General features: G+C 65.0%; 17 protein-coding genes. 12 read left to right on the forward strand and 5 right to left on the reverse strand.

What is annotated here, in order from left to right:
* Window positions 1–39: 39 nt before the first annotated feature.
* From GO499_RS14975 to GO499_RS14990, 4 genes are all read left to right on the forward strand, one after another.
* Window positions 40–1,233: an aminotransferase class I/II-fold pyridoxal phosphate-dependent enzyme gene (locus GO499_RS14975; RefSeq protein WP_161862932.1), complete on the forward strand. Its 1,194-nt coding sequence runs from the start codon at window positions 40–42 to the stop codon at window positions 1,231–1,233.
* A complete protein-coding gene (locus tag GO499_RS14980; protein ID WP_161862933.1) occupies window positions 1,234–4,014 on the forward strand; it encodes a DNA translocase FtsK in 2,781 nt (926 codons plus the stop codon). It abuts the gene before it with no gap.
* A gap of 221 nt (window positions 4,015–4,235) precedes the next feature.
* Window positions 4,236–4,847: a LolA family protein gene (locus tag GO499_RS14985; protein ID WP_284154764.1), complete on the forward strand. Its 612-nt coding sequence runs from the start codon at window positions 4,236–4,238 to the stop codon at window positions 4,845–4,847.
* A gap of 202 nt (window positions 4,848–5,049) precedes the next feature.
* A complete protein-coding gene (locus GO499_RS14990) occupies window positions 5,050–6,060 on the forward strand; it encodes a Hint domain-containing protein (protein WP_161862935.1) in 1,011 nt (336 codons plus the stop codon).
* On the opposite strand, the gene GO499_RS14995 is transcribed toward GO499_RS14990, so the two are convergent.
* The 3 genes from GO499_RS14995 to GO499_RS15005 are packed head-to-tail and all read right to left on the reverse strand — an operon-like array spanning window position 6,047 to window position 8,190.
* Window positions 6,047–6,790: an enoyl-CoA hydratase/isomerase family protein gene (locus GO499_RS14995; protein ID WP_161862936.1), complete on the reverse strand. Its 744-nt coding sequence runs from the start codon at window positions 6,788–6,790 to the stop codon at window positions 6,047–6,049. The two genes, GO499_RS14990 and GO499_RS14995, sit on opposite strands and share 14 nt — an antisense overlap.
* The gene (xth, locus tag GO499_RS15000) at window positions 6,787–7,575 is read right to left on the reverse strand and encodes an exodeoxyribonuclease III (RefSeq protein ID WP_161862937.1); all 789 of its coding nucleotides are present in this window, start codon (window positions 7,573–7,575) and stop codon (window positions 6,787–6,789) included. The genes GO499_RS14995 and xth overlap by 4 nt, the downstream gene beginning before the upstream one ends.
* A 60-nt stretch (window positions 7,576–7,635) precedes the next feature.
* Window positions 7,636–8,190 carry a hypothetical protein gene (locus GO499_RS15005; RefSeq protein ID WP_161862938.1) on the reverse strand — a complete coding sequence of 185 codons (555 nt, stop codon included), beginning with the start codon at window positions 8,188–8,190 and terminating at the stop codon, window positions 7,636–7,638.
* A 155-nt stretch (window positions 8,191–8,345) separates the two neighbouring features.
* On the opposite strand from GO499_RS15005, the gene GO499_RS15010 reads away from it, so the two are divergent.
* Together GO499_RS15010 and GO499_RS15015 are read left to right on the forward strand one after the other, a co-directional pair.
* Window positions 8,346–9,053, forward strand: a complete 708-nt coding sequence (locus GO499_RS15010; protein WP_161862939.1) for a fused DSP-PTPase phosphatase/NAD kinase-like protein — start codon at window positions 8,346–8,348, stop codon at window positions 9,051–9,053.
* Window positions 9,046–10,782 carry an ABC transporter ATP-binding protein gene (locus GO499_RS15015; RefSeq protein WP_284154765.1) on the forward strand — a complete coding sequence of 579 codons (1,737 nt, stop codon included), beginning with the start codon at window positions 9,046–9,048 and terminating at the stop codon, window positions 10,780–10,782. Before GO499_RS15010 ends, GO499_RS15015 begins: the two co-directional genes overlap by 8 nt.
* A 1-nt stretch (window position 10,783) precedes the next feature.
* Here the strand turns inward: GO499_RS15015 and GO499_RS15020 are convergent, their stop codons facing one another.
* A complete protein-coding gene (locus GO499_RS15020; RefSeq protein WP_161862940.1) occupies window positions 10,784–11,356 on the reverse strand; it encodes a DUF4347 domain-containing protein in 573 nt (190 codons plus the stop codon).
* Window positions 11,357–11,448: 92 nt separating this feature from the next.
* Window positions 11,449–11,913, reverse strand: coding sequence for an Lrp/AsnC family transcriptional regulator (locus tag GO499_RS15025; RefSeq protein WP_161862941.1), 465 nt, complete (start codon window positions 11,911–11,913; stop codon window positions 11,449–11,451).
* 138 nt (window positions 11,914–12,051) lie between these two features.
* Here GO499_RS15025 and cysG point away from each other — a divergent pair, with 138 nt between their 5' ends.
* The 6 genes from cysG to GO499_RS15055 all read left to right on the forward strand — a co-directional run bounded on the left by cysG (window position 12,052) and on the right by GO499_RS15055 (window position 17,439).
* Window positions 12,052–13,449 carry a siroheme synthase CysG gene (cysG, locus tag GO499_RS15030; RefSeq protein WP_161862942.1) on the forward strand — a complete coding sequence of 466 codons (1,398 nt, stop codon included), beginning with the start codon at window positions 12,052–12,054 and terminating at the stop codon, window positions 13,447–13,449.
* A complete protein-coding gene (locus GO499_RS15035; protein ID WP_161862943.1) occupies window positions 13,449–13,748 on the forward strand; it encodes a DUF2849 domain-containing protein in 300 nt (99 codons plus the stop codon). The genes cysG and GO499_RS15035 overlap by 1 nt, the downstream gene beginning before the upstream one ends.
* 3 nt (window positions 13,749–13,751) lie before the next feature.
* A complete protein-coding gene (locus GO499_RS15040) occupies window positions 13,752–15,410 on the forward strand; it encodes a nitrite/sulfite reductase (RefSeq protein ID WP_161862944.1) in 1,659 nt (552 codons plus the stop codon).
* The gene (locus GO499_RS15045) at window positions 15,400–16,134 is read left to right on the forward strand and encodes a phosphoadenylyl-sulfate reductase (protein WP_284154766.1); all 735 of its coding nucleotides are present in this window, start codon (window positions 15,400–15,402) and stop codon (window positions 16,132–16,134) included. Before GO499_RS15040 ends, GO499_RS15045 begins: the two co-directional genes overlap by 11 nt.
* Entirely contained in the window at window positions 16,131–16,565 is a 435-nt protein-coding gene (locus GO499_RS15050; RefSeq protein WP_161862946.1) for a DUF934 domain-containing protein, read from the forward strand. The genes GO499_RS15045 and GO499_RS15050 overlap by 4 nt, the downstream gene beginning before the upstream one ends.
* Window positions 16,566–16,650: 85 nt before the next feature.
* Window positions 16,651–17,439 (forward strand): ferredoxin--NADP reductase, encoded by a 789-nt coding sequence (locus tag GO499_RS15055; RefSeq protein WP_161862947.1) that lies wholly within the window; start codon window positions 16,651–16,653, stop codon window positions 17,437–17,439.
* The last annotated feature ends 27 nt before the right edge of the window (window positions 17,440–17,466 follow it).

Here is a 17,466-nt window from a genome sequence, read left to right on the forward strand (position 1 = left end):
CCGCAAAAAAGGGCGAAGCCCTGTGTTGTGAGGCATGCAATGAACCATCCCCAGCGGTTTTCGGATCTTCCGGAATACGCCTTTCCCCGCCTGCGCACCCTCCTGAACGGGGTTGAGCCGGGCGCGCCGGAAATCGCCATGTCCATCGGCGAACCCCGCCATGCCTTCCCGGATTTCGTAACGGAAATCATTGCCCGCGAGAGCGCAGGCTTCTCGCGATACCCACCCAATGACGGCTTGCCGCAGCTGCGAGAGGCTATCGCTGACTGGGTTACGGCCCGCTACGGCCTGAACGGAATCACACCCGACAGCCACGTCTTCCCCCTGAATGGCACGCGTGAGGGGTTGTTCAACGCCGCCATCGCCCTCTGCCCGGAGGAAAAGGCGGGCCAGCGCCCTGCCGTCCTCCTGCCAAACCCTTTCTATCAGTGCTACGCCGTCGCGGCCTTGGCAGCAGGGGCGGAGCCGGTCTATGTCTCCGCTACCGCAGCCACCGGCTTCCTGCCCGATTTCGCGTCACTGGATCCCGCATTGCTGGACCGCACCGCCATCGTTTATATGTGTTCGCCCTCCAATCCGCAGGGCGCGACAGCCGACGCCGCCTACTGGCAGGGGTTGATCGCCCTCGCCGAACGCCATGACTTCCGGGTCTTCGCCGACGAATGCTATTCCGAGATTTATCGAGATACGCCCCCCACCGGGGCATTGGAAACCGCGCAGAAGATGGGCGTCGACCCTGAAAGAGTGCTGATCTTCCACTCACTGTCCAAGCGTTCGAACCTCGCCGGTCTCCGCTCCGGCTTTGCCGCCGGCGGGCCGAAAACCATCGCAGCCCTCAAGCAATTACGCAATTATGCCGGCGCGCCGTTGCCTCTGCCACTGCAACACGCAGCCATTGCCGTCTGGCGTGACGAGGCGCATGTCCGCGAAAGCCGCGCGCTCTATCATGAAAAATTTACCCTTGCGGATGAGATACTGGGCAACACGCCCGGATACTATTCGCCCGAGGCCGGGTTCTTCCTGTGGTTCAGAGTGCCTGACGGTGAGGCGGCGACGCTGGCGCTATGGCGCGAAGCCGGTGTAAGGGTTCTTCCCGGTGCCTATCTTTCGCGTGATCCCGCGGACGGCAGCACCAACCCCGGCAAGGAATTCATCCGCGCGGCACTCGTCGCCCCGGCGGAAGAGGTGAGGCGGGGGCTGACAGCGATAAAAGACGTGTTGGGACGGAACTAGATGGCAAGGGCACCACGCAAACCGGCAAAGAAGAAACCCGTAAAGGAACGGAGTCGCCCGCGTGAGCGTAACCGCAGCTCCGGACGCACCAAACTCGTCGAGTCGAAGACGGAGGCCGCCCTTCGTCGCCGCGGGTTTGAACTCGCGGGGCTTTGCCTGTTCGTGCTCGGGCTCGCCATTTTCGCGCTGTTGTGGACCTATACACCTGAAGATCCCAGCATCTTCAGCGCCACCGATGCCCCACCGCGCAATGCACTTGGTCTCGTTGGCGCATCGCTCGCCGATCCACTCTACCGCGCTCTCGGCTGGGCAGCCTATGGCTTGCCCGTTGCGCTCATCGTCTGGGGAACCAGGCTGATCCTGCACAAAGGCGACGAACGGGTCATCAGCCGCATGATCCTGCTGCCCATCGCCATTGCCATCGCTGCCGTCTTTGCCGCCGCGCATGTGCCATTCTCAGGCTGGCCGCACAGTTACGGGCTTGGCGGTGTACTGGGTGACAGCGTGCTCGCCGCCCTGCTCGGCATCATCCCGTTGCCGCTCGGCGGTGCGCTTCTGGTTGCCACCATCGTCCTTGCCATCGCGTTCGTCGCACTCGCTCTTGTCTCGCTCGGCGTCAACTGGCCGGAATTCCGCGCCATCCTGCGGTTCATGCGCCACGGGGCTCTCGTCGGTTTCCACGGCATCGTCGCCGGCACAGCCATCGCATCGCGCCAGACTGTCGCCGGTGCCCGCCAGGCCCGCTCAATGCAGCGTGACGCCCGCGAACGTGCGCGGCACGCAAGGGAGGAAAAGGCCGCCGTCGCCAATGCAGCCTTCTCCGAACGTCTTGAAGAAGAAAGTGAAATCTCCCTCCCATCCAGCGATCCGGCCGACGATGACCGGGTGATGGCGCGTATTTCCGCAGCCGTGCGTGCGCGCACAAGCTCCGGATCTCCCGCACCGGAAGGCGACACAGTGCCAGAGGTGGAGCGGACATTGCCGCGTCTCGGCGGCGTCAGCCGCGAAAGCGATGGCGTTTCGCCACCGGCGCCTGCCCTGCGAATCCGACGCGACGAGCCTCAGGTCCGGCCGGCAGAGGACGCCGCCGCCTACGATGCCGGGGAGGTCTACGAACCCTATGAGGAAGACCTTCCCGCCACCGCGCCGCCGCCCCCGCCGCAGCGGCCGGAACCCGTGGTCAAGCACCCGGAGCGGCGACCGGCGGCCAAGAGCAACCGCGCCCGCGCCGAGGAACAGCCGAGCCTCGCGCTGGAGGAGAAATCCACCGAGGCCTACGACATGCCACCCCTGTCGCTGTTGCAGAACCCCGTCGAAATCCAGCGCGCCCACCTCTCGGACGAAGCGTTGGAAGCCAACGCCCGGATGCTGGAAACGGTCCTCGACGATTACGGCATCAAGGGCGAGATCGTTGCCGTCCGCCCCGGCCCCGTGGTCACACTCTACGAACTCGAACCCGCCGCCGGCTTGAAGGCCAGCCGTGTCATCGGCCTAGCCGACGATATCGCCCGCTCGATGTCCGCCCTCGCCGCCCGTGTCTCCACCATTCCGGGTCGAAGCGTCATCGGGATCGAATTGCCCAATGAATTCAGGGAGAAGGTCATCCTGCGGGAGATCCTGTCGGTCAAGAGTTACGGTGACAGCAGCCACACCCTGCCGCTGGCGCTCGGCAAGGATATCGGCGGCGAACCGGTGGTCGCCAACCTCGCACGGATGCCGCATCTGTTGATCGCGGGCACCACCGGCTCGGGCAAATCGGTTGCCATCAACACCATGATCCTCAGCCTGCTTTACAAGCTTCGGCCTGACGAATGCCGTCTGATCATGATCGACCCGAAGATGCTGGAACTCTCCGTCTACGACGGCATTCCCCATCTCCTCAGCCCGGTTGTCACCGATCCGAAAAAGGCCGTGGTGGCGCTGAAATGGACCGTGGCGGAGATGGAGGAACGCTACCGCAAGATGTCCAAGATGGGCGTGCGCAACATCGACGGCTACAACGGCCGCGTCGAGGAGGCACTTTCAAAGGGCGAAGCGTTCACGCGGACGGTGCAGACCGGATTCGACGACGCCACCGGCGAACCGATCTTCGAGACGGAGGAGTACGCGCCCGAAAAGATGCCGTTCATCGTCGTTATCGTGGACGAGATGGCGGACCTGATGATGGTGGCGGGCAAGGAAATCGAGGCCTGTATTCAACGACTTGCGCAGATGGCCCGTGCTTCGGGCATCCACCTGATCATGGCTACCCAGCGTCCTTCGGTGGATGTGATCACCGGCACGATCAAGGCCAACTTCCCGACGCGCATCTCCTTCCAGGTCACATCCAAGATCGATAGCCGCACCATCCTCGGCGAAATGGGGGCGGAGCAGCTTCTCGGCATGGGCGACATGCTCTACATGGCCGGTGGCGGCAAGATCACCCGTGTCCACGGCCCCTTCGTCAGCGACGAAGAGGTGGAGGAAATCGTCAACCATCTGAAATTGCAGGGCGTTCCCGAATACGTGTCCGGGGTCGTCGAAGGACCCGAAGCGGAGAAGGAAAGCGCCATCGACCAGGTCCTTGGCCTTGGCGGCAACACCAATGGCGAAGATGCGCTCTACGATCAGGCCGTGGCCATCGTTGCCCGCGACCGCAAGTGTTCCACCTCCTACATCCAGCGCAAGCTGGCCATCGGCTACAACAAGGCCGCCCGGTTGGTGGAGCAGATGGAGGACGAGGGCGTCGTCAGCTCCGCCAACTCCGTCGGCAAGCGGGAAATCCTCGTACCGGAGGCGTGAGTCTTTCGGGCACCATCGCGTGGCAGCGCGGCAACAGGCCCCCTGCCCCGCCTATATGGATTTCGTATGGGTTCGGTATGGATATGGTATGGTAACCCGCCCGTGGCATCCCTGCCACGCTGCAGCATCTGTAACAGGCCGTCACAATCCTTTCCCAGCCTTGTCCAAAGCGTGATCTGCTCCACATGGCACCGGCATCCGAAACACCCTATATTCGAGCCATGAAACGCAGAACCCTCATTACCGCCCTCGCCGCCCTGCCGTTTGCCGGGTTCGGTTCCGCCGCTGCCGCGCAGGATCAGGTCCTCGTCGAGGTCAGCAAGTATCTCAACCAGCTTCGCACCATCCAGGGCCGCTTCACGCAGGTAAACTCGGACGGGTCACAATCCACTGGCCAGTACTACCTCGCCCGGCCCGGCCTGATCCGCTTCGAATACGATGGCGGCAAGGCCATGGTGATCGCCGATGGCATCAACGTCGGCGTGCTGGACGCGAAGTCGAACGCCGGGGCGCAGAAATACCCGCTCAGCGCTACGCCGCTGCGCTTCCTGCTCCGTGATCAGATCGACCTGACAGAGCGCAACCTCTCACGCGGTGCCTCCAGCCAGAACGGTCAGACCTCCGTCGTGCTGCAGGATCCGAAGGCGCCGAAAGACGGCACGATGACTCTGCTGTTCTCCAACAAGCCCCCGGCCCTGAAGCAGTGGACGGTGACGGAGAAGACCGGCGCGAAGACGATTGTACGTCTCGACACGCTGGAACGTGCCTCCGGCCTGTCGCGCGGCATGTTCAGCATAGAAGCCGCCGCCCGCAAGATGGGAATCCGCAGCTGATATGGGCTTGCGCACGCCGGACGGCGTTTGCCGCCCGGCAAATTCACCCATAGATTGTGCGGCGCAACGAATTTTGCTGCAGGGCGTGCAAACGCGCCGCAAAACCGCCACGAGGCGCTTCTAAAGAACTGCCGGAGACGGAAATCGGGTTGATCACAGAAGGGAGATGCCCAAGATCGCGACGGAGTGAGGGAGCGCGAGAATGAGCATTACTTTCGACTACAACGACTTCGGCACGACGCTCGATTTCTATGCCGACTCCAGCTTTGACACGCTCAACATCGTCATCGCCGACAGCTTTCGCTACGCCGCCAGTTTTCACTATGACGGCTCTTTCCAGTCCGGCCTCTACGCGACCTCGAATCCGCTGGAGGGCGACTACATCCGCTATCAACGGTACGAGGGCGCGCCTGATGGCACCCCGGATGCCGAGGCGGCGCGCTTCGATACCTTCAACTTTGATGTTCCCGAAGGCTGGCGCGCGGAATTCATCGACAATTCAGTGCGCTACCCGATGGAGACGATCGGCGGCGCCACCAATGTCTTCACTTACTACGCCTACACCGTGCGCCTGTTCTCGGAAGATGGGTTCATCGGCTCGATGAACGTTTCCGGCCGCATCAGCGGCGAGGTGACGCCTGCCTGTTTCACCGCCGGCAGCCTGATTGCCACGCCAGACGGCCCGCGCCCGATCGAGGATCTGCGGGAGGGCGACACTGTCCTCACCCGCGATCGTGGCCCTCTCCCGGTGCGTTGGATCGGCCAGAGCCACCAGACGGCGGAAACGCTTGCCCAGTTCCCGGAACTCCGCCCGGTCCGCATCGCCGCCGGCGCCCTGGGGGATCACGCCGCTACCTTGGTTTCACCGCACCATCGCATCCTGCTGAAGGGCTGGCAGGCGCAGGCGCTCTACGGCGAGGACGAGTTGCTGGCGGCGGCCTGCAACCTGATCAACGACAGCACCATCAGCCGCGCCGGGTGCGAACCTTGCACTTATGTCCACCTGCTGTTCGACAGCCACGAGATCGTACAGGTAGACGGTCTCTGGTCCGAGAGCTTCCATCCCGCTGCCCTGTCGAAAGGCAGCGTCACCACTGCGCAGCATGACGAGGTGGTGGCCCTGTTCCCCGAACTGGAGAACCCATCGCAGTGGCCGTTGGCGCGCCGCACCGCGAAGCCCACAGAAGCCTCGGTGCTCGTTACCGGCCTCTGAACTCCGGCGCTCGCTTTTCCTTCTGCGCTGCCAGCCCTTCCCGGTGGTCGTCGGAAGCGAAGCATTCGGCGATCCGGCCGCGAACCCTGCCGGCATCCGCCGATCCGTCCAGCGTCTCGCGCAGGGTCTGCTTCATGCCTTGCACGGCAAGTGGCGCCAGCGCGGCCAGGTGATCCGCGAAATCCCCCGCCGCCTGTTCAAGTTCCTCGACTGGATGCAGGCTCTCGACCAATCCGAGCGTCAACAGCGACTCGGCCGGGAAGCTTTCCGCCGCGAGAAAGATCCGCCGCGCCACCTGCAAGCCGAACAGCCGCGCCGCCCGCGCCAGCCCCTCTGCCGGATAATGGATGCCCAGCCGCGCGGCTGGCACCGTCAGCCGCATTCCCTCCGCTCCCAGACGAAAGTCGCAGGCCAGCGCAATGTCGACGGCGCCGCCATATGTGCCGCCGTTCAACGCCGCCACCACCGGCAGCGGGCAAGCCTCAATGGTCGAGGCGAGCGTCGTCAGCGGGTTTTCGGTCCAGTCCTCGCTGCCGACTTCCTTCAGCGACGCACCGGCAGAGAAACTGCGCCCCCGCCCTGTCAGCACAACCGCCCGGCAACCCGCCGCGCGATGCGCCTCCAGCGCCTCGGCAACGGCCGACATTGCCGCGCGGGTCAGGGCGTTGTGCCGTTCAGGATCGTTCAGCACGATCCAGCCGACCAGCCCCTCTTGCCGGGTATCGATCACAGATCAAATGTCGCGAAGACGGGCGCGTGGTCGGAGGGCTTCTCCCAGCCGCGCACGTCTCGGGCGATATGGCTGGCGCCGGCGGCCGAGGCGATATCCGGTGTGGCCCAGATGTGGTCGAGCCGCCGCCCCTTGTCTGCCGCGTCCCAGTCCTTCGCGCGATAGGACCACCATGAATAAAGCTGGCCTTCGGGGATGTCCTTGCGCGTGATGTCCACCCAGTTGCCAGAGTCCTGCACCGTGGCCAGTTGCTCCACCTCCACCGGCGTGTGACTGACGACCTTCAGCAGGGCCTTGTGAGACCATACGTCATCCTCGCGCGGGGCGATGTTGAGATCGCCGACGAGGATGGAGCGTTTGGGTGCCTCTCCGTGGAACCAGTCGCGCATCTCGGACAGGAAATCCAGTTTGTGGCCGAACTTGATGTTCTTCTCCCGGTCCGGCTCATCGCCACCGGCGGGCACATAGAAATTGTGGATCAGCGTGCCGTCCTCCAGCCGCGCGGCGACATGGCGAGCGTCGCCCCGCTCGCAGAAATCGCGGTGACCGGCATCCTCCAACGGCACCCGCGACAAGATGGCGACGCCGTTGTAGCCCTTCTGCCCACGTGCGACCATGTGGGTATACCCCGCCGCCTGAAACACCTCCGCCGGGATCTTCTCCACCGGCGATTTCGTCTCCTGCAGGCACAGGATGTCCGGCCCGTGCCGGCTGAGAAGGTCCAGCACGATCGGCGCGCGCAGACGCACGGAGTTGATGTTCCAGGTCGCAAGTCTGAGAGGCATGAGGCTTTCCTTTTCGTCCGGACCTTTGTGCTGTGCCAGGCACCTGACCGCAAGTCCGGATCAGGTATGAGCTGCGAGAATGGGCAGGATCCGGTACAGGATCATGATCACGCCGACGGTGCCGATGGCCGGCCCGAGCGGGATCTTCGGCAGATCCGGCCGCGCGAAACGGAACACGACGAAGTTCAGCACGATGGCCGCCGGAAGGAGGTAGATCGCAATCTTCAGGTCATAGGGCACTGCCCAGACGATCAGCGCCCCGGCCAGCTTGATCCAGCCGCCACCGCCGAGTTGCACGAGCACTGCCACAACCACCCAAAGGAATCCGGCGACCAGCCCGGTGCCATAGCCGACGAATGTCCGCTCTCCCAGCAGAACCAGCGGCAGGCAGGACAGGACGATGGCGAGGTTCAGAAAATTTCCGATTTTGCCCGTGCGCATGTCCAGAACCGCCGCCGCAAGAAATGCAACGCCCGCAAAGGCATAGACCGCCAGCAGCAGGACGTCGAGGCCGCGAACCCCCATCCCGAACCCTGCCGCCGTCAACGCCAGCGCACCCGCCGCTATGGCGGCGAGGATCTTCAGGTTGCGGCGCGGTGTCGGTGTGGCGGTCATCTTTCAGGCTCCGGCTGTTCGCCGCGTCTCTGCGCGACGTTGATGGCAGCAATAGGACTTTTGCCCTGCGCATCGCAAGCAGGGCGTGCCGCGCGGGCCTTGCCAGCCTCACCCCGCTCACGTATCCGGGGCGGAAAGCAAGCGTGGAGGCCCCCTTGGCCGGACTGAAGGAGCGGTTCCGCCGCTGGTACAACGACTGGCAGGCGGAGTGGAACGCCGAATGGCCCTCGCCCAACGCCCGCAAGCGGGCGTGGTTCGACATGATGTGGTTCGACCACGGCTTCCTGCGCATTCTTTGGCGCAACCATGACGAGGTCGCCCCCGGCATCTGGCGCGCCAACCAGCCGGGGCCGAAGCGACTTCGCGAACTGGCCGACCTGGGCATGCGATCAATCATCAACCTGCGTGGCGAAAGCGGCTGGGGAACCTACTTCCTGGAAAAGGAGGTGGCGGAAGAAGCCGGGGTGGAACTTCTCAACGCCCGCCTTTATTCCCGCCGTCCGCCGACACGCGAGGAAGCCCTCCGCTACATCGAGGCGCTGGACGCCGCGCCGCGCCCCGTCCTCCTTCACTGCAAATCCGGCGCGGACAGGGCGGGCCTTGCCGCCGCCATGGCTTTGCTCGATCAGGGCGCATCGGCAGAGGAAGCGGCAAGGGAACTCTCGCTGCGCTACCTGCACATCCGGCAGGCCAAGACCGGCATCCTCGACGCTTTCATCGCCCATTACGGGGCCTATCAGGCCACCGGCGACCTGCCCTTCCGGCGCTGGCTGGCGGAAGTCTATGATCCGGCAGAGGTGAAGCCGGTGAAGGGCAAGGGCTTCGGCAATTTCCTCGTCGAGAAGGTGCTGGCCCGTGAGTGACAGCGGCACATCGCTGCTCCTGCGTCTCTGGCGTACCCATGTGCGCGGCTTCTGGCCGGTACTGCTGGTGGCGCTCGTGCTGATGACGATCGAGGGCGGCGCTCTGGGCGTGATGAGCTACATGGTCCGCCCCCTGTTCGATGAAGTGTTCGTCGCCGGCGATGCCGCGTCCGTCCGCTGGATCGCCTTCGCCATCGGCGGCATCTTCGTCCTCCGCGCCCTCTCCGGCTTCGGCCAGCGCGTGCTGGTGATGAGTGTCGGTCTGAAAGTGACGACGGCGCTGCAAACCCGCATGCTTGACCACCTTCTCGGTCTGGACGCCCGCTATTTCCAGGACAATGCGCCGGGCCAGTTGATCGAACGGGTGCGCGGCGATACCCAGGCGCTGCAGGCCACCGCCTCTGCCGCCCTGATGACATTGGGCCGCGATACCGTCTCGATCCTCTCGCTGATCGCGGTGATGCTATGGGTAGATTGGGTCTGGGCCGCGCTCGCCTTCATTGGCGTGCCGGTCCTCATGCTTCCACTCGCAGGCCTGCAAACATGGATCCGCGGCACCTCCCGCCGGGCCCGCGAGGCGGCGGGCACAATCTCCACGCGGCTGGACGAAATCTTCCACGGCATCGTCTCGATCAAGGTCAACCGGCTGGAGGACCACGAGTCGCAACGTTTCGGGCGCGAAGTTGACGGCTTCCTTTCCTCCCAGATCCGGGCCGAAGCCGGCAAGGCCGCCCTGCCCGCCGTGATTGATGTCGTCGCGGCGCTCGGCTTCCTCGGCGTTCTGCTCTACGGCGGCGGCGAAATCCTCGCGGGCACCAAGAGCGTCGGCGATTTCATGAGCTTCTTCACCGCCATGGCCCTCCTCTTCGACCCGCTGCGCCGCCTCTCCTCCGTCTCCGGGCAGGTGCAGGGTGCCGCGGCCTCGCTGGAACGGATCTACGCGGTCATGGATGCCGAACCGGAGATCGTCTCGCCACCTGCGCCGCAGCCCATCGCGCCGGGTGAAATCCGCTTCGAGAACGTCGCCTTTTCCTATGGCGACACGCCGATCCTGAATGGCCTCAGCTTCACGGCCGAGTCCGGCAAGCTCACCGCCCTTGTCGGCCCCTCCGGCGCAGGCAAGAGCACCGTCTTCGGCCTGCTGACCCGCCTGATCGACAAGCAGTCCGGCGGTGTCACCATCGGCGGTGTCGATGTCGCCCAAGCCTCTCTCCAAGACCTCCGCGCGCTCTTTGCCGTGGTTGGCCAGGATGCCGCGCTGTTTGACGAGACGATAGCGGAGAACATCCGCCTCGGCCGTCTCGATGCCAGCGAAACGGAAATCGAAGCGGCCGCGGAAACCGCTTCCGTCACGGAATTCGCAGCCCGCCAGCCAAAGGGCCTGCAAACCCTGGTCGGCCCTCGCGGCTCCGCCCTCTCCGGCGGTCAGAAACAACGCGTCGCCATCGCCCGCGCCGTCCTCCGCGATGCGCCGCTGTTGCTGTTGGATGAACCGACATCCGCGCTCGATACACGCTCCGAAGGCATTGTTCAGGCCGCGCTCGCCCGGCTGTCGGAAGGCCGCACCACCCTGATGATTGCCCACCGTCTCTCGACGGTACGGGACGCGGACAAGATCATCGTGCTGGAAGAGGGCCGCGTCGTCGAGGAAGGACGGCACGCCGACCTGATCGCCCGCGGCGGCGCCTACGCCCGCCTGGCCGCGGCGCAAGCCACGGAAGAAGGCTGACTCATACCTCGAAAGACACCGTGGGTGCGCCCGGATAGGTAATGATTTCGGACAGGTCGATCATCCGGTGCAGGCCCTCGTCACCGCCGCTGCCGGCGAAGTATCCGGCCATGCGCGTCACCTTCAGCGCCGCACCGCCAGGGGCGATGCTGCCCGTCATCCCGGCAAGACCCGACACGCGGATATGCGGCAGAGAGCGCCGCAGATTCAGCCACAGCGATTGCGCGAACCCGCCGGCCTTGCCGCCGAAACACGACCAGACCATGATCTCCGGCACCGCGGTGTTCAGCCCAAGCTCCAGCAGCCGCTCCGCCAGGTCCGCCGCCGATATACGACTGTCGCCGGCGGTGTTGCCGATGCGCAGGCTGCCGTCGCCGCCGTGGCAGAGGATCCACAACCGCTCGAAATAGCCGTGAAAGCGCAGTTCGCGGGCGAAATCGTCCCCGTCGACCAGCACGTTGTCCTCCGACACCTGCGCGTTCTGCAGGATCGCGTAGATCTCCCGCACCAGATCCCCATCCTGCGGGAACGGGCAGTAGAGCAGGTCTCGCTTGGTGAACTTCAGAACCGGCATGGCACATATCCTCGCTGCTGCGCGGAATGTGTCACCTGCGGTCGGCAAAAGCTGTTACCGGGGGAACCACACGGGCGAAGGATGCGCCTGCGTCACTCCAGCGGCAGTTCCGTCGTCGACTTCATTTCCTCCATCGACAGTTGCGAGGTGACATTGAAGATCGACACTTCCTTGATCAGATCCCGGTAGAAATCATCATATGCCTTGGCATTGGCCACCCGGACCTTGAGAATATAGTCGATATCGCCGGCCAGCCGGTGTGCTTCGATCACCTCGGGCCTGTTCTGCAGTGCGTTCATGAACCGCTGCAGCCAGTCGGCATCGTGCTCCGAGGTGCGCACCAGCACGAAGAAACATGCGTCCAGCCCCAGTGCCTCCGCATCCAGCAGCGCCACCTCCTTGCGGATGATTCCCGCCTCCCGCAACTTGCGGATGCGATTCCACACCGGCGTCTTCGATCCGCCCACCGCGCGGGCCAATTCCTCAAGCGAGCGTGAGGCGTCCTGTTGCAGTGCGGCAAGGATTTTCCTGTCCAGAGCATCGAGCGCGGCGGCCATTCCGGTATTCCCCCATATGCGGAACACTTGTTCCGGTTGGGCCAGCTTATGCGGATGATTTCCTTATCTGCAAGCCCCACTCGCAACATCTGAGGAAAATAGACTATATTTTGGCGTAACGACGAAAGGAATTCTGCCATGCGCCATTTCCCTGTCTTCCTCAACCTGCGCGGCCGCCGGGCCGTTGTCTCGGGTGCGGGAGAGTGCGCCGTGGCGAAACTGCGTCTGCTGCTCAAGACCGAAGCCGCGATTTCCGTCTATGGTACTGATCCGTCCGCGCAGGTTCTGCAATGGGCGCGCGAGGGCCGGCTTGCCCATTTCGACCGCCAGATGCAGGCCGGCGATGCCGACGACGCCGCGATGCTCTACGCCGCGAATGAGGACGAGGCGCTCGATGATGCCGCCGTCGCCATCGGCAAGGCCGCGGGCGCGCTGACCAACATCGTCGACAACCTCGACGACAGCCAGTTCATAACCCCCGCCATCGTCGACCGCGACCCCGTGACCATCGCCATCGGCACCGAAGGCGCCGCCCCGATCCTCGCCCGCAAGATCAAGGCGGAGCTGGAGGAGCGCCTGCCGTCCTCGCTCGGCCTGCTCGCCCGCATCGGCCAGGCCTTCCGCCCGCGCGCCGACGTGCTGCCGATGGGCGGCAAACGCCGCAACTTCTGGACTCGCTTCTACTTCGAGCGCGGCCCCGAGGCGCTGAAGGATGGCGACGGCGCCGCCGAACTGGCGTTGGAGGAGTTGCTGGCCGAAGAACTCGCCGCCCGCCCCGCGCCCGGCCATGTCTGGCTTGTCGGCACCGGCCCGGGCGACCCCGAACTGCTCACCCTCAAGGCCCGCCGCCTGCTGCACGAGGCCGAGGTCGTGATCCACGACCGGCTGGTGCCCGCCCCGATCCTGGAACTCGCGCGGCGCGAAGCCACCGTTATCGAAGTCGGCAAGATCCCCTACGGCCCCTCGTGGAGCCAGGACGACATCAACGACCTGCTGGTAGAGCACGGTCGCGGTTCCAACGTCGTGCGCCTGAAATCCGGCGATCCCGGCATCTTCGGCCGGCTGGATGAGGAAATGGACGCGCTCGACGCCGCCGGCATCGCCTTCGATATCGTGCCCGGCATCACCTCCTCCGCCGCCGCCGCCGCCTCGATCAAGACCAGCCTCACCAAACGCGGGCGCAATTCCTCGTTCCGCATCCTCACCGGCCACGACGTGAAGGGCTTCGCCGAACAGGACTGGCGTGATCTCGCCAAGCCCGGTGCCGTCGCCGCGATCTACATGGGCGTCAAGGCCGCCACTTTCCTGCGCGGCCGCCTGATGATCCACGGTGCGGCGGAGGATGCGCCGGTCACGGCCATCGAGAACGCCTCCCGCCCCGACCAGCGCGTGATCGCCACCACCCTCATCGACCTGCCGGACGCGCTCGAAGCCGCCGCGCCCGCGGGCCCCGTCATGCTCTTCCTCGGCCTCAGCCCCCGTGCAGCGGCGGCGATGGCCGGCGAGCCCGAACTCAAATTGCAGGAGGCCCTCTGATGGCCCGGAAGTTCCTTCCCAAGGTTGCCACGGGCAACCACCTTCTCGAAGGCGATGTCGTCTATTTCACGGCCCAGGGTGGCTGGACGCGCCTGCACGAAGAGGCCGCAGTGGCCGAGACACCCGAGGCGGCGGACGCGCTTCTGGCGCAAGCCTCCGCCTTCCCGCAGGAAATCGTCGGCGTCTACCTCGCCGATGCCGAACTCACCGAAGAGGGCCCGCAGCCCGTTCACTTCCGGGAGGCGTTCCGCACGCGCGGTCCTTCCAACTACTTCCACGGCAAGCAGGCGGAGCTTTAAGTCATGTACGATTATTCCAATTTCGACGCCGATTTCGTCCACTCCCGCGTTGCCGAATTCCGTGGCCAGGTGGAACGTCGTCTCGACGGTTCGCTGACGGAGGACGAGTTCAAGCCCCTGCGCCTGATGAACGGCCTCTACCTGCAGCTTCACGCCTACATGCTGCGCATCGCCGTGCCCTACGGCACGCTGAAATCGCGCCAGATGCGCCAGCTCGCCTACATCGCCGATACGTGGGATAAAGGCTACGGCCACTTCACCACCCGCCAGAACATCCAGTTCAACTGGCCCAAACTCAAGGATGTGCCCGACATCCTCGAAGCGCTGGCCGATGTGGAAATGCACGCCATCCAGACCAGCGGCAACTGCATCCGCAACGTCACCGCCGACCATTTCGCCGGTGCCGCGGCCGATGAGATCGAGGATCCGCGCCCCACGGCCGAGCTGATCCGCCAGTGGTCCACCGACCACCCGGAATTCGCCTACCTGCCGCGCAAGTTCAAGGTCGCCGTCACCGGCTCGCCGAATGACCGCGCGGTGACCAAGGCGCACGACATCGGCCTGCGCATGGTGCGCAACGAAGCCGGAGAACCGGGCTACGAAGTGGTGATCGGCGGCGGCCTCGGCCGCACGCCCATGATCGGCAAGGTCGTCCGCGACTTCCTGCCGAAGGCCGACCTGCTCGCCTATCTCGAAGCGATCCTGCAGGTCTACAACCTCTCCGGCCGCCGCGACAACAAGTACAAGGCCCGCATCAAGATCCTCGTGCACGAAACGGGGCTGGAGGAGCTGCGCGAACAGATCGAAGCCAATTTCGAGCGTCAGTCCCGGCTCCTGCCTGATGTCGATCCCGCCATCGTCGCCCGCATTGAGGCGAGCTTCGCCGAGCCCGAATGGGACACCCGCGAAGCCCCCGCCCCGGTGCTGGAAGCCGGCCTGAAAAGCTTCGTCGACACCAACGTCACGGCGCACAAGCAGCCGAACTACGCCATCGTGTCGGTCTCGATCAAACCCATCGGCGGCACGCCGGGCGATGCCACTAGCGCGCAGATGCGCGCCCTCGCGGACCTCGCGGAGAAGTACAGCCACGACGAGCTGCGCATCTCCCACGAGCAGAACGTCATCCTGCCGCATGTGCACCGCGCCGATATCCCGGCCGTCTACGCCGCCCTGCGCGAAGCCGGTCTCGCCACGGCCAATATCGGCCTCGTGTCCGATATCATCGCCTGCCCGGGCATGGATTACTGCGCGCTGGCCACGGCCCGCTCCATCCCCATCGCCCAGCAGATCTCGGAAGTGTTCTCCGATCTCGACGCCCAGCGCGATATCGGCCCGCTGAAGATCAAGATCTCCGGCTGCATCAACGCCTGCGGCCACCACCATGTCGGCCATATCGGCATTCTGGGGCTGGATCGCGCAGGGGTGGAAAACTACCAGATCACCCTGGGCGGCGACGGCACCGAGACGGCGACGATCGGCGAACGCACGGGCCACGGCTTTGCGTATGACGAAATCGTCCCGGCGGTCGAACGGCTGATCGAAACCTATCTCGAAATCCGCGAAACGGCGGAGGAAACCTTCCTGCAAACCTACCGCCGCACCGGCGCGGACCCTTTCAAGACCGCGCTCTATGGCGAGGAGAACAAGGCAAATGCTGCTTGATCCGAGCATAAGGTTCCAGCCCGACCTCGCGGTCGAGGCGCTCAACGCCCGCTACGAGGGCGCGCCGCCGCAGGATGTGCTGCACGCGGCGCTGCGCTTCTACGCGGGCGGCATCGCCGTGGTGTCTTCCTTCGGCGCCGAAAGCGCGGTGCTCCTGCATATGGTGTCCGAGATCAACCCGCACACGCCGGTGCTGCTGATCGACACCGAGATGCTGTTTCCCCAGACCATCGCCTACCAGGAGGAGCTGACGGCGTGGCTCGGCCTGACCGACGTGCGCCGCATCCGGCAGGATCGGGCGGAGCTGAAACAGCGCGATCCCTACGGCGCGCTGCACCTCTCCAACCCCGATGCCTGCTGCACCATGCGCAAGGTCGAGCCGCTGGAGCGGGCGCTGCAGCACTTCACCGCGTCCATTTCGGGCCGCAAGCGCTTCCAGGCCGGCACCCGCGTCGCCATGCCGTTGTTCGAGCAGGAACGCGGCGGCCGCATCAAGGTCAACCCGCTGGCCGAATGGAGTCCGAAGGAAATCGCCGCCTACATGGTGGCGCACGACCTGCCGCGTCACCCGCTGGTCGCCGAAGGCTACCCGTCCATCGGCTGCATGCCCTGCACATCCAAGGTCGGCGAGGGCGAGGATGCCCGCGCCGGGCGCTGGCGCGGCCAGGACAAGATCGAATGCGGCATTCATTTCACGCCCGAAGGCGCAAGGAGAGCATCATGACACAGCTGATCACCCGCGACGGCTTCGTGGCGGAGACATGGCCCGCAACCGGGCACATCTTCGATTTCGATGCCTACTGGCTCGGCCATGACCTGCCCGAGGAGGAACCGCTCGGCGTCCGCCTCGATGTCGCGCAGGATGCCGCCGACATCGTGCCGTGGTTCGAGCGTCTGTCGCTCGTCGTCATCCCCTTCGCCTCCAGCGCCGACGGCCGCGGCTTCAGCCTCGCCCGCCAGCTGCGCCAGCTTGGCTACAAGGGCCGCATCCGCGCCGAAGGCCACGTTCTGGTCGATCAGTTCCGCGCGGCCCTGCGCGTCGGCATCGACGAGGTCGAAATCTCCGACGATCAGGCCGCCCGCAACCCTGAAGAGCAATGGCTGGCCGTCAGCCTCAGCCAATCCTATCAGCAGCGGCTCTTCGCCGCCGAGTAACCGCAAACAGGGATGGCGGGTGGGGCGTCGCGCAGGCGCAGCCTTGCGCGCGCATCACCTGCCATTCCCGCACCAAGGACACTACATGACCGTTCAGACCCCCGTACTGCCCGACGCCCAGACCGTTACCACCATCCACCACTGGACGGACCGGCTGTTCTCCTTCCGCCTGTCGCGCCCGCAGAGCTTGCGTTTCCGCTCCGGCGAATTCGTGATGATCGGCCTGCTGGGCGACAACGGCAAACCGCTGCTGCGCGCCTATTCCATCGCCAGCCCGTCCTGGGACGACAGCCTCGAATTCTACTCGATCAAGGTGCAGGACGGCCCGCTGACCTCGCGGCTTCAGCACATCCAGCCCGGCGATCAGGTGATCCTGCGCCCCAAACCCGTCGGCACCCTCGTGGTCGATGCGCTCCTGCCCGGCAAACGTCTCTACATGATCGCCACCGGCACCGGCGTCGCCCCCTTCGCCAGCCTGCTGCGCGACCCGGAAGTCTACGAGAAATTCGACGAGGTCGTCCTCACCCACACCTGCCGCGAAGTGGCGGATCTCGCCTATGGCAAACAACTGATCGAAAGCCTCGACAGCGACCCGCTGATCGGCGAATTCGCGAAGGGCCGCGTCAAGTACGTCCCCACCACCACCCAGGAAGAAAGCGCCAACACCGGCCGCATCACCGACTGGATCTCATCCGGCAAACTCGCCGCCCACCTCGGCCTGCCGGATCTCGACCCTACAGACGACCGCGTGATGATCTGCGGCTCGATGGGGCTGAACACGGACATCAAGGAAATCATCGAGGCCAAGGGCTTCGAGGAAGGCGCCAACAGCGCGCCCGGCCATTACGTGCTGGAAAAGGCCTTCGTCGGCTGAACCCGACCGCCGTGGCGCAAATGGCGG

The organism is Algicella marina (assembly GCF_009931615.1).
GTDB lineage: Bacteria > Pseudomonadota > Alphaproteobacteria > Rhodobacterales > Rhodobacteraceae > Algicella > Algicella marina.